General features: G+C 57.2%; 10 protein-coding genes and 1 tRNA gene. 3 read left to right on the top strand and 8 right to left on the bottom strand.

The window, feature by feature from the left end:
* Nucleotides 1-206 precede the first annotated feature (206 nt).
* Complete coding sequence (locus tag ACR0AD_RS20570) at nucleotides 207-581, bottom strand: hypothetical protein (RefSeq protein ID WP_209507997.1); 375 nt, start codon at nucleotides 579-581, stop codon at nucleotides 207-209.
* 91 nt (nucleotides 582-672) lie between these two features.
* Here ACR0AD_RS20570 and ACR0AD_RS20565 point away from each other — a divergent pair, with 91 nt between their 5' ends.
* A complete protein-coding gene (locus ACR0AD_RS20565; RefSeq protein WP_480489417.1) occupies nucleotides 673-1,431 on the top strand; it encodes an alpha/beta fold hydrolase in 759 nt (252 codons plus the stop codon).
* Here ACR0AD_RS20565 and ACR0AD_RS20560 read toward each other — a convergent pair whose 3' ends face one another.
* From ACR0AD_RS20560 to ACR0AD_RS20540, 5 genes are all read right to left on the bottom strand, one after another.
* Nucleotides 1,432-1,617 (bottom strand): hypothetical protein, encoded by a 186-nt coding sequence (locus tag ACR0AD_RS20560; protein ID WP_267368020.1) that lies wholly within the window; start codon nucleotides 1,615-1,617, stop codon nucleotides 1,432-1,434.
* A 272-nt stretch (nucleotides 1,618-1,889) separates the two neighbouring features.
* Entirely contained in the window at nucleotides 1,890-3,242 is a 1,353-nt protein-coding gene (locus ACR0AD_RS20555) for an HlyD family type I secretion periplasmic adaptor subunit (RefSeq protein ID WP_480484913.1), read from the bottom strand.
* A gap of 2 nt (nucleotides 3,243-3,244) precedes the next feature.
* Nucleotides 3,245-5,467 carry a type I secretion system permease/ATPase gene (locus tag ACR0AD_RS20550; RefSeq protein WP_480489416.1) on the bottom strand — a complete coding sequence of 741 codons (2,223 nt, stop codon included), beginning with the start codon at nucleotides 5,465-5,467 and terminating at the stop codon, nucleotides 3,245-3,247.
* Between the two features lie 39 nt (nucleotides 5,468-5,506).
* Nucleotides 5,507-7,447: a type I secretion protein gene (locus ACR0AD_RS20545; RefSeq protein ID WP_480489415.1), complete on the bottom strand. Its 1,941-nt coding sequence runs from the start codon at nucleotides 7,445-7,447 to the stop codon at nucleotides 5,507-5,509.
* A gap of 130 nt (nucleotides 7,448-7,577) precedes the next feature.
* On the bottom strand, nucleotides 7,578-9,884 hold the full coding sequence (locus ACR0AD_RS20540) for a hypothetical protein (protein WP_480489413.1): 2,307 nt from the start codon (nucleotides 9,882-9,884) through the stop codon (nucleotides 7,578-7,580).
* A gap of 606 nt (nucleotides 9,885-10,490) precedes the next feature.
* On the opposite strand from ACR0AD_RS20540, the gene ACR0AD_RS20535 reads away from it, so the two are divergent.
* Together ACR0AD_RS20535 and ACR0AD_RS20530 are read left to right on the top strand one after the other, a co-directional pair.
* Nucleotides 10,491-11,243: a helix-turn-helix transcriptional regulator gene (locus tag ACR0AD_RS20535; protein ID WP_480489411.1), complete on the top strand. Its 753-nt coding sequence runs from the start codon at nucleotides 10,491-10,493 to the stop codon at nucleotides 11,241-11,243.
* On the top strand, nucleotides 11,236-11,733 hold the full coding sequence (locus ACR0AD_RS20530; RefSeq protein ID WP_245220737.1) for a hypothetical protein: 498 nt from the start codon (nucleotides 11,236-11,238) through the stop codon (nucleotides 11,731-11,733). Before ACR0AD_RS20535 ends, ACR0AD_RS20530 begins: the two co-directional genes overlap by 8 nt.
* A 106-nt stretch (nucleotides 11,734-11,839) precedes the next feature.
* Here ACR0AD_RS20530 and ACR0AD_RS20525 read toward each other — a convergent pair.
* Both ACR0AD_RS20525 and ACR0AD_RS20520 read right to left on the bottom strand, forming a co-directional pair.
* Nucleotides 11,840-11,925 (bottom strand) — tRNA-Leu (locus tag ACR0AD_RS20525).
* Nucleotides 11,926-12,434: 509 nt separating this feature from the next.
* Entirely contained in the window at nucleotides 12,435-14,327 is a 1,893-nt protein-coding gene (locus ACR0AD_RS20520; protein WP_480489409.1) for a DEAD/DEAH box helicase, read from the bottom strand.
* Between the last annotated feature and the right edge of the window lie 249 nt (nucleotides 14,328-14,576).

The following is a 14,576-nucleotide window of genomic DNA, read 5'->3' as shown; positions in this document are numbered from 1 at the left end:
CGGCGAAGACGGCAACGCCGAAGTCGAAGCCCGCGTCCGCGCCCAGGTCGCAGACCTCTGCAACCGCTTCCCCATATACCCGAACCTGTAAACGTTGAAAAAGAAAAGAAAACGGCGCTCTTGAGGCGCCGTTTTTTTTGTTGTTTGAGCAGTCGCTTCGATAGAGGGGGATCTGGCCACGCGTCAGCTTGGCAGCCGTCTGAAAGTCAAATCAAATCGCGCCACCACAGAAAAACAAGCAACAGCGCTGTCAGAGCCAACAGATTGAAAGCCAGCCCCCCCAGCAATCCAAGGAACCAGCCCCACCTGCGATCCGCAAGATTGATGCTTCCCAGATGATCCTGCACTACGTCCGACGCCCTGACGAGCTTGGGAGTATCCAGAATCAACCGCATCTTCGGGTGCGACGCCATCGCCTCGGACCGGGCAAGCACCATGGCCTGCCGGTACACCCGGCGCGGCAGGCGTCGTTTTGCCTTGCGAATGGATGCCTCTAGCGTCTTGTCGCGCACGCCAAGCTTGGCACGCAGCAAGGCCACCGTCTCGGCGATCCGGGTCTGAATGTCTGGGTCCTGAGGCATTGGCTCTCTCCTGCCGCCGCAATCTAGCCTGCACCACAAAGACCTACAATGGGGCTGGTGATCCGCTGTAGGCGCTTGTATCACGCAAGCTATGCTGAACACGATTGTACATGGCGAACCGACCGCCCGCCCACCGCTGGTAATAGCACACGGCCTTTACGGATCTGCTCGGAATTGGGGCGTCATTGCCAAAAGGCTTTCAGACGAACGGCAGGTTGTGGCGGTGGACATGCGCAACCATGCTTACAGCATGTGGGACCCGAGCCACGATTATCCCCATCTGGCACAGGATATCGCCGAAGTCATAGAACAGATCGGCGGCGTGGCGGATGTTCTTGGGCATTCCATGGGCGGAAAGGCTGCCATGACCCTGGCCCTGCGGCACAATGGGTTGGTGAACAAGCTGGTGGTCGCCGACATCGCGCCGGTTCAATACGCGCACAGCCAAATCCAGTTCATCGAGGCCATGCGGGCTGTTGATTTTTCGCGCATCACCCGCCGGTCGGATGCGGAAATGCAGCTGGCCGATCAAGGCGTTGAGAAAGCGTTGCAAAGCTTTTTCACCCAATCGCTGGATATCAAGGGAAAACGGTGGTTGCTTAATCTGGATGTTCTTGCAGCCGAGATGCCAAAGATCATGGGCTTCCCCAAATTGGACGCCACATGGAATGGCTCCGCCCTGTTCCTGTCGGGCGCGGCATCGGATTATGTCCTGCCGGAACACCGCCCTGAAATCCGCTCGCTGTTTTCCGGCGCGCGTTTTGCCAAAATACCCGGAGCCGGGCATTGGCTGCACGCCGAAAAACCACGTGAATTCGAAGCAGCGGTTCGGACGTTCCTGAACGCCTGATCAGGTGCCCCGGTACAAGCGCCGGGCCACCATCCACGATGCCGGAGCAGCGATCACCGCCCCGGCAACTGCTGCGCCGACAATTGCGCTGACGGAAACCAATCCCGCAGACAGCACAGCGATTACGGCAGAACCTGAAATGGCAGTGGCGATCAGTGAATACAGCATGGCGGCAAGGCGAAACATGGTCGGGTGTTCCTTATGATGACTTCCGGCCAAACATGTCTCGATTCGAATGTGTTTTGCATTGATTTGCATCAGATGCGGAAATCTGGCGCTTCATGAACCTGTGATTTCGCAACCACCGTTGAGCCGATCCGCCAACCCGCCAAGGATGTGGAGCTTGTGAAATCCCAAGTCTTGCGCCGTCAAAGGTACACACCCTCACTTTCACGCTTTTCCCAAAAGGATCAGAACGCGACTTGAGGTAGATGAACCAACGGCCTTAGGCACCTAGGTTATTGCTCGCGAAACGCGCGCGACATGCTGTCCGACACAGGTTTGGCGATATAGGCCGCAAAAGTTCGTTCCTCGGTTTGGATCATAATTTCCGCAGGCATGCCGGGGGTCGGAACAAAGCCGCTGACCCGGTGCAGCTCGTCTGGGGTAAGTGAGATACGCGCCAGATATACCTCTTTTGGAACGCCTGCCGCCTCTTCAAGCAGCGCGTCGGCAGAGACATAAAAGACTTCTCCGTACAAAACCGGCGTTGTGCGCTGATTGAGCGCGATCAGTCGCACCGAGGCGGTCTGCCCGGTTACCACACTATCAATCTCGGTGCGTGGGATTTGCGCCTCAATAATCAACGGCGCATCGGCAGGCAGGATTTCGGCAATGGGTTCGCCCGTTTCGATCACACCACCCGGAGTATGATAATGCAGGCGAACCACTGTCCCGGTCACAGGAGCCCGTACCACGGCCCGGTCCAGGACATTACGGGCCTGACGGGATTTTTCGCGCACGCTTTCCAGATCTGCCTCGACCACGCCCAATTCATCCAGTGCAGCCTCGCGATAGGCGGATCGGGTGCGCGTAATCTGTTCCTGGTATTTCAGAAGCATCTGATTGATTTCAGCGGCCTCGGCCTGCAACCGGGCCTGCTGCCCCTCGGCTTCGGCCTGCACACGCCGGATCGTGTTCAATTCGCCCTTTCGAACCAGCCCTTTCTGGAAAAGCTGGTTTTTGGACTCGTACTCTTCCTGCAAGATCTCGGCACGTGTGACCATGCTGTCCAATTGGGCCTCAAAGCCACTTGCCCGGATCTTCAAAGCCTCCATATTGCGTTCCAAAAGTGCCACATCATTCAGCAAGGTCTTGCGCGACACATCAAAGCTCAGCATTTGACCGTCGAGAATGGCCATGACTTCCACGTCTTTGGAGGCCTCGACCAGATCTGGCGTAAAGACCAGACGATCCCGTTCCCCATATTCCGCCAGCAATCGCTCGGTCATCGCCTGCAAGCGCAATTTGCGGATGAACAGCTCGCGCTCATTGGCCTGCGCCGAGGTCTGATCCAGCGTCATCAGCACCTGACCTGCCTGAACCGATTGCCCTTCGGTGACCTTGATGTCTTCGATGATCCCGCCTTCAAGGTGCTGGACAATCTTGTTGCGTCCGGTGGCGACAAAGCTGCCCTGCGCGATGACCGCCGCCGCCAGCGGGGCGCTGAAGGACCACACTCCGAAACCGCCAAAACAGACGACCAGCATGATTATACCGATGACAATGAAGCGGTTGATCGAGCGCGGAACTTCCGCATACCAGACGTCAGGTTCACCGGCAGAGTGCCTTACGGGTACGAGGTCATTCATGGTCAGCCTCCCTGTTGCCCTTCAATTCCGGTCCGTTTGCGCGGCCCGTTGATCTGCTGAAGAACCTGCTCGCGCTGACCGAACAATGCGACGCGCCCATCGGTCAGCAACATGATCTTGTCGACCACATTCAGCAGGGTCGGTTTCTGCGTGATGACGACCACGGTAATCTTGCTTTCGCGCGCCTGTTCAATGGCACGCGCCAAGGCTTTGTCCCCGGCAACGTCAAGGTTCGAGTTCGGCTCGTCCAGCACAACCATTCGTGGGTTCCCAAAAAACGCCCGCGCCAGCGCAATGCGTTGTTTCTGTCCGCCCGATAAAGGCGATCCATCGGAGGCCACCACAGTCTCATATCCCTGCGGCAAGGTTGCGATCATGTTGTGTACATCGGCCAGAACAGCGGCGTCATGGATCTGTTCGTCCGTGGCATCGGCACGCATCCGGCCGATATTGTCCTTGATGGTTCCGGGGAACAGCTGCACATCCTGCGGCAGATAACCGATGCTTTCGCCAAACTGGCGCGGGTCCCAGTTGCGGATATCCATCAGGTCCAGCCGCACACTTCCCGACGTGGGCAGAACGGACCCGACAAGGGTTTTGCCCAAGGTGGTTTTGCCCGCACCTGAATTGCCGATAATGGCCAGTGTTTCACCGGGGGTGAGTGAGAAGGTAATCCCGTTCAGAACCACACGTTTGGTTCCACCGGGGATATAGAGCAACCGCTCAACATCCAACCGCCCTTCAGGTCGCGGCAGGCGCAACTTCTCGTGTTGCAGGGCCGAGGTGGACAGCAGCGCCTTGATCCGCCCATAGGCCGCGCGCGTCAGCAGGTAGCTGTTCCACCCTTCAATCGAACCTTCGATGGGCGCAAAGGCGCGCCCGGCAATGATCGAGGCCGCGATCACCATGCCGCCGGTAATCTCTCCCTGCAGTGCCAGAAATGCGCCCCATCCCAAAATGCCAATCTGTGTCAGCAGACGAACAGCGCGCGAGATCGCCGCGAAGATCACGTTACGGTCCTGCGCGCGCACCTGCCAGGTCAGGGATTGGGCCGTGTCCCGCCCCCAGATCCGCACCGCCTCGGGGATCATGGCCAAGGCGTTGATGATCTGGCTGTTGCGCGACATGGAATCCAGATGCAGGTTCGCCATGGACTGCGCTTTGTTCGCCTCGGCAAAGGGTTTGGCTGTCATTTTCTGGTTGATCAGCGCAATCGTCATTAGGATCAGCGCCGTCACCACGACAATCATGCCCAGTTGCGGGTGCACGAGAAAGATCATCAGAATGAACAGAGGGGCGAATGGCACGTCCAGAAACGAAATCAAAGTGCCCGAAACCAGAAAACCGCGCAGTTGCTGCAAATCGCCAAGAGTCTGATATTCGCGCCCGTTTCCGTGCAACGACGCGTGCGCAGCCGCACTAAGCACCGGTGCACCTAAACGAACGGCAACCTCGACACCGGTTCGCATCAGCGTAAACCGCCGCACCGCATCAAATGCAGACTGAAAAATCACAGCCCCGGCGACGATCGCGGTCAACATGATCAGCGTATCCAAGGACCGGCTGGTCAGAACTCTGTCACTGATCTGAAACAGGTAGATCGGGATCGACAGGATCAGAATATTGGTCGCGCAGGTCAGCACCAGAACAAATGCCAGGTTACGCCGGATCGCCCGGATCGAATCCCGCAATGTGCGCTGGAAATCCTCGGGCGGGGTGCGCTTGTGAAAGGTTTGGGGTGGCCCGTTCCCGTCACCGCCGCCGGAATTTGTCCGCAACAGTGGCTGGTTTGCCTTGGCCTCGATCGTCGCGCCCATGTGATCCGCGCCGGACGTGCGCGCAGAGGGGGTCTTGCGCGCTGTCGTTTCGTCCGCGGTTGCGTGATCCGGGCCGTCAGCATCAGCCACCCCGTCACCACCGCCCGCAATGTCCTTGTCTTGCACGGGCTGCGGCGGCGCACGCCGATGGGGAGGTTCAGCGCGCGGTTGTTCACATGAGTGTTTCTGGTCTTTGGCCGGTTTCAACGCATCGTTTTCAACCGGCCGGTTTTGATCTGGTTCAGGCACTCGGAACTCCTGCGTCAGATGCAGTCGGGTGGTGGCACCTGTGGCCCGTTTTGCAGGATCTGTCCCAGGTTCGGGATCCTGACGCTTCAGACCCAACCCGCCTTGCCTGTCCAGCGGGCTGGATAAAGGGTGGCGGCGCGACGAAAAAACAAACGACATGTAGAAACCTTCTGGTCACTCGGTAAAAATCTTGGGGGATCAGGCCAGCATGGTTTGCAGGCCGTCGTCAGGTGTTGTTGCATCAAGAGCTGGGGTATTCAGTGCCAGGGCCGCATCCGGTTGCGCGACGGTCATGTCACCCATGATGGCTGCAATTGCCTCATTGGTCATCGCGGTAATCTCGTCGTTGTCCGGCATGTCGATCAGGCTGGCCTGATGCAGCAGCAGATCGGAATACGACCCGTCAGCTGCCATGACCGTCGAGTCCACACCCATCTTGGTCAGATGCGCGGTGTTCAGCATGGCGTTGCTGCCCGCGACTACATCGGCCCCGGCAGCATTCGGGCCGGACAGGTCAATATCATCCTGATCCAGCATCATCGTGGCCTGATTGACGATGTTCACCTGTATAAGATCGCCGTCGATCTTAAGGACGCGCAACTGCTCCATCCCGGCGAACATCGGATCATTCAGAAGCGCGTCTTCCAACGCGTCCATGTCCATTTCCGGTATGGCAAGCGCGTCCGCCATATTCTGTTGCATATCCTGGTGAATGTCCTTGCCGATCGTTTTGACCGACGCGTCGTTCATGAGCAGGTTTTCATCACCGTCCATCACCGACGCGGGCACTCCGCCGCTGATGATGTCGTCATCCATAAGGGCCATGGATTGAACCAGCACATCGACTGAAATCATGTTTCCGCCGATCATGATCAGATCGTAATAGCTGCCCAACTGCACGATATCGGCGACATTGTACATTTCGTTGTCGCCCAGCACGTAAAGCGTGGATGTGGCTGAAATTTCGGTCTGAATGTGATCGATATCGGTGGCATCTATACTCTGGTTGATGAAATTCGCGACCACCAGATCGCCGTGAACCCAGTCCACAACAACATAAGCGGGCTGGCCGCTTGTCCCGTCGACATCGTCCAGCCAGGCGGCCTCTTTGCCTTCGACTTCGATCACCGAAGACTGAACCAGGTTGGTACCGCTTCCGGCATTCATGGCACCTACGTCCCAGTCGGAAACAAGCGCGACCTGACTGATGACCGTCAGATTGATGGCCTGCCCGCCTACAACAATGTACGGAGCATCCACCCAACCAATAGTCGCAGACACTGCATTGATCGACAGATTACCACCGGTCACCACCAGATGCCCGTCGTCAAAATCGGAATCCTTGGACTGATCCCATTCGGCGGGCCACGGCGTGTCCGCTTCATCGCCAGTCGCTTCATCCGGCTGATGGAAAGCGGGCAGCAGGTCGGTCCATTCAGGTGCTTCGGCCATGTGCTCGCCATTGACGATCACGCCCAAGGCATCATCGCCATGGAACTGATACACGGTGACGCCATCCACATCCCCGTTCATCGGATTCAGCATCTGTTCGGCCAGTGCCTCGACCATCTCGATTGACTGGTAGTCCGCGAGTGAAAATGACGGGCTTGCCACGGCATGAAGGGACAACGCCATGTCCAGCATCTGCTCACCTTTCGCGATCAGCGCGTCCGTGTCGCGAAATTCACCCTCGCCCACCGTATCGTTGTCACGCAGGAAAACCTTTTGCATGGTGTAACTTACCGCAGACCCCAACGGCACGTTGTCCGGCTGCAGAATGACGAGTGTGGGAACGGATGATGGTCCAATCGTGTCGTCTGGGACAAAACGCTCGGAAACCGGCCCATCTCCACCAAGGATAATCACCGATTCATGCACAGGCCCCTTCGGCGCGTCTGGTAGCGGCAGGTTAGGTTGAGGTGGGGCAAAATTGTATGGGAGGAGTTTGTACTCGCCCACCGGGATATCAAGGTCGGCCCTGATGTGGATCGCAGCAGGATCGTCCAGCCCGTCAATTTCGGCTTTTCGCCTCAGGGCGGTGAATTCGTCATACTGGTCCCGCAGCCGGGCTTGTTCGATCGTAAGTTCAAATGCTCCAACAAAATGCGCTATTGTTTCCGAAATTGCGTCAAGGGCCATATCGGTCATCCTTTTTCACCCGCACCGGCCAGAATTTCCGCTTTGGGTTCAGTTGGGCCGGGGCCACTGCTCGCGGCCCCGGCATTTTCGAAAACAGCGAGGCCCGATAATGCGGGCCTCGCCTTATGACTTATGCGTCGTTGTCGTCGCTTGCGTAGGACGAGGTCATCGAACCACCGACCATGGTCGTGTCGACCGAGTTGCCAAGCACGTTGGCGCCCATGACGATCGACTGGTTAAAGGCCGAGGTGTCGACAACAGCCGCTGCCGAGGCATAGGACTCGCCGGTCACGATACCATCACCACCGTTGTTCGAGCCCCAGTTGCCAGCGTTGCCGCCTGCACCCCCGTCACCCGAATAGGCACCAGCCGCGCTGCCGCCCGTGATGGTTCCACCCATGGTGTCGCCGGACATGGCTGTACCGGTCGAGTATCCGCTGGCTCCGCCATTTGCGGCGGACGCGCCACCGGCACCACTCGCACCTGAACTGGCCGCACCGGTCGCATCGCCCGAACCGGTCGATGTGGCATCGTTATCGGACATGCCCGAACCACCGTATCCGGCGATTGCTTCAGCCAGGCTGTCGGCGGCTCCGTTTGTATCGGCATCACCGAATACATCCGCCGCTCCGCCATCACCGGCGGTATTGGCCGCATCGGCGGACCCGGCACCGTTGCCCGAAGACGTGGATGTGGGCGTCGTCGTGCCGCCTGCTCCGCCGTCACCGTCTGCTGCAGACGTACCAGAACCCGCTGCGTCCGCTGTGCCGTTGGCCGAATTTGATCCGCCATCACCACCGCTGCCATCCGTGTTCTGCGAATTGCTGGATGCACCGTTCACGTCACCTGGGCTTTGGTTGATGTCGGGGCCGCTTGCGGACTGGTCGCCAACACCCTGCGCATCCGCATCCGCGTCGGCGGTTCCACCGGAACCATCGCCGCCCGAACCGTCACCGCCTGAGCCATCGCCACCAGAGCCATCGCCGCCCGAACCATCGCCACCGGTTCCGTCACCGCCGGTTCCGTCACCGCCTTCGCCCGCTTCGGCATCAACCATGCCTAGCTCTTCCTGCAGGGCCATGATTGCAGCTTCGACCATAGCGGCAAATCCGCCTTCGCCGTCACCGCCGGTACCGTCACCGCCTGTGCCGTCGCCACCGGATCCTTCACCACCGGTCCCTTCGCCGCCAGAGCCTTCACCGCCGGTACCAGGTCCGCCAGTTCCATCAGCCGAGCTGTCCGCACCACTGTCAGCGCTGCCCTCTGCTGCGTTGCTGCCGGCAGTCGCATCATTGGCTTCGGTTGTGCTGTCACTGGAATTCGACGACGAACCGTCTGTCGACGCGCTGCCGTCACCACCGTCGGAACCTTCGGCGTCTACGTCATTGCCGGCCAGACCAAAGCCCGTGCCGCTCGAGTCGGAATCGCTGTCGCCGCCATCGGCGCTACCCGAGGCATTCGAGCCAGACAGACCAAGGCCCAGTCCCAGACCAAACGAATCTGCGCTTCCGCCGTTACCGCCGGTTCCGTCACCGTCAACGCTTGTGCTGCCGTCGTTGTCAGCAGAAGACGAACTGTCAGCGTCGCCGCCGTCGCCGCCGGTGCTGTCACCGTCAGCCCCTGCGCCGGACAGACCGACACCAATGCTGGCGTTATTTGCGTCACCGGTATCACCGCCGGCACCGCCACTCGAATCCGCGTCTGCGCTGCCGGTATCGCCACCGGCACCAAACGCATGGCTGCCCAGCGTGGTCGAGTCTGCCGAACCACCATAGCTGGTACCACCGTCGCCCGAATCTCCACCGTTGGACTTGACGCCGATACCTTCTTCAGCGTTGGCGGTGCCGCCATAGGCGCTACCATTCTGATAGAAACCGGAATTGTTCGAAACTGACGCCGATTCCAGCGTGTCGTCATCGCTCAGACTGGCGACCTGACTGTTGACGGACGCCATTGCGGTTCCGGCACCATCCATTGAGATATCGACATTCATGTCATCGCCGGGATCATAGTTCAGATCACGGCCTGCGGTGATTACGTCGCCAACCGACGCGTTATCTCCGAAGTCCAGATCAACCTGATCATCATCGCGCGGAATCCACTCTCCGCCACCAAAGTCGATATTGATCGCGTTGCTGTTTGAATTGTCGTTGGTGTTATCTCCGGCATTGAGCGTCTGGTCCTGATCCTGACCTTGATCCTGATCCTGGCCCTGATCTTGGCCTTGGTCCTGGCCTTGTTCCTGACCCTGATCCTGGCCTTGATTTTGGTCCTGGCCCTGATCGTTGGAGTTTTCGACAGTCTGGTCCTGCTGCTGCTGTTGTGCAGTCAGATCAGCTTCGACAAACGCCTCATCAATCGGGATTTCAACATTTACCGGAGCTTCCAGATTCTCGACATTAATTTCGTCGACGGTCGTTACGTTTGTATTATTCACATTACGTCTCATGACAAATTCCTATTTCTGGAACGCCAGACCGCCATTCATCTAAAAAGCGGCATCAGGCGAGATTGAAACAAAAATACCCGCGCAGCGCATGAACGCGCTGAAAGCGGTCTGTGGAAGTTTCTAAATGGCCACCTCCTTTCCCGGCTAAGCCGAAAGCGCGGCGGTTCATGAAGGCTGCTGAAATACGCAATGACCGGCGCGACAGGGACAGGCGCTTCGACAATTGAAGCCCAGCCATGTTCGCAGCGACGCACGCCCACGCCTAGCTAGTCGAAAGTTTTGAGGTGGTTACAACGTTGTTTTTATTACTTACTTTTAGAATACACCTGAGTTTGCGCTCACCTGCCCCGCATGACCCACCTACAAAAAATCGCAACAAAATAATTCAATTGTTTCCGCTGGTTGCACAAAAACCCAAGCGGAAACCTAACCGAAAGTTCTATGGCACGGGCTCTGGAAGAACTCCTCCCGGTTGTGGAAAACCATGCTTTCGAGTATAATAAAAGTTAATTACCTATTTGATTAGTTAACTATTTTAGACCGCCAGAATTCAAAAAAGAGATTTTTGGTTGACCCTGTTTGCGAGGGAATGTGATGAGTGTGTCATTGATAGAAGAAACTGCCAATCAGGATCTTTATTCAGAAGATTTTTCGGTTGTCTTTATTGGAAAAGAATTATTCTACTCCAATCAGACCCTAAGAAGCGTTCAAACTGAATTCGGGGTTCGCGCTCAGCGGTTCGAAACCCTCGAAGCGATGAACGGCCACACACCCGGTTGCAGCAAGATTATTGTTGTTGACCAGATGATGCTTGAAGACCTGTTGGCGCGCCCACTGGCCTATACCAAAAGTACGGGATCCGGCTGTCTTGCCTTTGCCTATCGCAAAGAAGAATCGGCCCGGCATATGTTTGAATCCTGGGATCGCGCGCAGTTCGGCGAAATTGGGTTTCTACCCATGAATGTGGCGCCCGATGCCTGGCGCGCCATCCTCAGGCTGCTGATGCATGAAGAACTGTACTTACCCAGCTTCCTTGCAGATTGCGTCGCCTTTCCTGGCCAGCGCACGCGGGACATCCCAGCCCGTCCAGTGACAAATGTCCCAAATGGTGTCGACCAGCAGTCGCGGTACCTGAAGCTGACGCGTCGCGAGAAGCAGGTCCTGCAACTTGTCTCGCAGGGCAAAAGCAACAAGTTGATCGCGGCCAAGCTGGGAATTACGGAACACACGGTCAAACTGCATATGCACAATGTGGTTGGTAAGATCGGCGTCAGCAACCGCACCGCTGCCGCGCATTTCTACTACGAGGTTGCGCCACACGAGGCGCAGCACTCCGCCCTTGACTGACACGTTCGAAGCCCGGTTCGATCGCCTGATCCTTCTGGTTGGCAGGCTGAACTATATGTGGACCAACACCGAAAGCCTGCTGATCCACCTGATCGCTGGCCTTTCCGGAACGTCGAAAGACGTGGCCGTCATTATCTTCCTGACCCTGAACACAACCCGCGCGCGTATTGATCTGGTTGAACGGCTTGCCAAGATGGAGGGAAGGCCCGCGCAGGTTCGCGACCCGATCCTTGAACGCACGCAACGGCTCAGCAAGCTTTCGGGCATCCGAAACAAGTATAACCACTGCATCTATTCGTTCGATCAGGAGAGCGGAAACCCGAAAACGATCCTGATGCGGATTGCTGACCGCAAGACCGATATAAAACTGGGTCGCGCGGATACGGTAGATGATGACGCGCTTCGCGAAATCGAAGCGGTCGTCAATCAGCTTTCAGCCGCGAACCAGGACATCTGGAGGCTGATCCGGGAATTGGGGTATCCGGTTTAGTCCTGGTCATGAATATGACGCCATGACCACGTAGGCTGCGTTTCACTGCATTTGCGATACCGATGACGCGCAAACCGGGCGACAGAATGCAGCTTTCGAAAGCGCCTGGTGCGGGCGGTGGGACTCGAACCCACACGGGCATACGCCCTTCAGATTTTAAGTCTGATATGTCTACCATTCCATCACGCCCGCACGGCGCGGCCCTTTCGGACTGTGCAACGTCCTTACAAGCACAACGAGATGATAACAATGTGCTTTGACCCGCAGGATTGGGAAAAATAGACGGCAGCGCTGGTGAAACTCAATTGCACCCAACGGTACCTCCATTGTCTCACTTGGCTTTGGTGCGGTCCGACATATCCACAGGTCCGATGCATCGGATCGACTGAAGGTACTTCTCCAAAGAGCAGGTGCTGTCAGCACCGAACCGTTTTCCGTTCTATCCCAAAAAAGAATTCGTCAGGGCGCTGGCCGAAAAAAACTCCCGGCATCACCACATTATAATCCTCTGGTTATCAAGAACTCGAACTGAGTCTGCCATCAATTTGCATGGCCGATTGGAGCGGCAGTATGGTCCGCAGAGTATGATTATGTCTATCGCCCGGGCTCGCAGGCGCTGCGAAAGTCTGGTCTAACGGGCGGAACCCAGCGGAGTTTTGGCATGGCCAATGTCCGGAAAGGGCCTGTGCAAACGCTTCGACTTATTTTGAACGCCTTGGCACAGCGTTACCGCCCTTATTTGCCGCAGCGCGTGCACGGTTTTTCTTGCTGTTGGGCTTACCCTTTGGCGGTGGCGGGCCTTTTGGGCGGCGGTCAAGTTTTTTACTCAGACCACTGCGGTTGTCGTCATCGCGTTTGGGCTTGGCTTCAACTTTGGCCTTTTCAGGGGGCTTGGACACTGTCTTTTTCCGCGCTTTCGCAGGCTGCGGCTCGACAAGTCGGCTCGGTTTGCGTGCAGTCTTTTCCAGACCTTTCTTGCCTTTGGCAGCCCGGTTAAAGCTTGTCTTTGCTGAGTTCGACAAATCGGGGGCTGAATCCAACTGCACAATGTCTTTTGTACCCTCGATCTTCATTTCCGGCCCAATCGCCTCCAAAAAACCGGCGACGCTGCTTTCGCGAATTTCGATATAGGTCTCGTCGTCAACGATACGGATCGCACCGACATCGGATTTTGTGATGTTCCCCGCCTTGCACACCATAGGAAGTAGATATCGCGGAGACGCATTTTCGTTGCGCCCTTCTGACAGCGAAAACCAAACACTCGGACCAAAAGGTGCGCTCTGCTTTGGCGCTGCTTCCTGAATGTCGTTTAGTTCTTCCGGAGCGGAATGCGCCCTGTTGTATTGACGGACATATGCCGCAGCGAGTTGTTCTGGCGAGAACCTTTCTACCAGTTCGTTGACTGACTGCCGCTCAGTCTTTGTTATTTCAGAGCACCAGTCCTCCGATCCGAAAATCCGTTGCTGGTCTTGCGCTTTGACCTCTTCAGCGGAGGGCGCCGCACCCCAATCGGCCGTGAGTTTAGCGAATTTCAACAGCCTTTGGGCTTTTTTGTAAGAAGCCGGTGCAACGATCAGTGTGCTGACACCTTTGCGCCCTGCACGTCCAGTTCGGCCTGAACGGTGCAAAAGCGTTTCATGACTGCTGGGCAGTTCCGCATGGATCACCAGATCCAGATTTGGCAGATCAATTCCGCGCGCCGCGACATCGGTCGCTACACAGACGCGGGCCCGTCCGTCACGCATGGCTTGCAAGGCGTTTGACCGTTCACCTTGGGTCAGTTCTCCGGAAAGAGCCACAACCGAAAACCCGCGGTTGGACAGTCGGGCTGTCAGACGGCTGACCATGGCGCGCGTGTTGCAGAAAACGATGGCGTTAGGAGCCTCGTAGTAGCGTAGCACGTTAATGATAGCATTTTCACCGTCACGTGGAGCCACATTCATCGCACGGTACTCGATATCGGCGTGTTGCGTCCGCTCACTGACAGTACTTACACGCTCGGCATCCCTTTGGTACCGGGCAGCCAAGGTGGCAATGGCGCGCGGTACCGTTGCCGAGAACAATAGTGTCTGGCGGTCTGATTGCGTTTGTTCGAGGATGAATTCCAGATCTTCACGGAATCCAAGGTCGAGCATTTCGTCAGCCTCATCCAACACGACGGCGCGTACGGATGCCAAATTAATCGAGCCGCGCATGATATGATCCCGCAACCGCCCTGGTGTCGCGACCACAATATGTGCCCCTCGGGACAGCGCCCGGCGTTCGTCGCGCATATCCATGCCGCCAACGCATGAGGCAATGAAGGCCCCCGCATCCGCATAGAGCCACCCCAGTTCTCGTTTGACCTGCAGCGCCAACTCTCGCGTCGGCGCAACAACCAACGCCAAAGGCGCGCCTGCCACATCGAAAACCTGCGCATCGCTCAAAATTGTTGGTGCGATGGCCAAGCCGAACGCGATGGTTTTTCCTGATCCGGTCTGCGCCGAAACTAACAAGTCTCGTCCCTGCAAATCCGGTGCGGACACGGCCTCCTGAACAGGGGTCAGCGTGTCGTATCCTTTACGCTTCAATGCGATTGCGAGTGTCGGGTTCATGGCTCAGCTCTCCGGAGTGATACGGTCACCCTCAGAGCTTCCGACACACGGGTCATAGTAGAAGCGCAGTCCATACTGCGAGGAGAACCGGATGTATAGATCGGAAAATGCGCCTCCCAATGAGCCTCCCCAACGGAACAGGTCCACACTTATGTTAAGGTTGTCCGCCATCAGCACCCATGGAACAGACTAGGTTGATTGCGTAGCGGAGGATTTCAGGCTCATCGTAACCATCAGAGAGTGGAGATG

Source organism: Ruegeria sp. BH8 (assembly GCF_056538065.1).
This window is presented reverse-complemented; position numbering and strand designations above follow the sequence as displayed.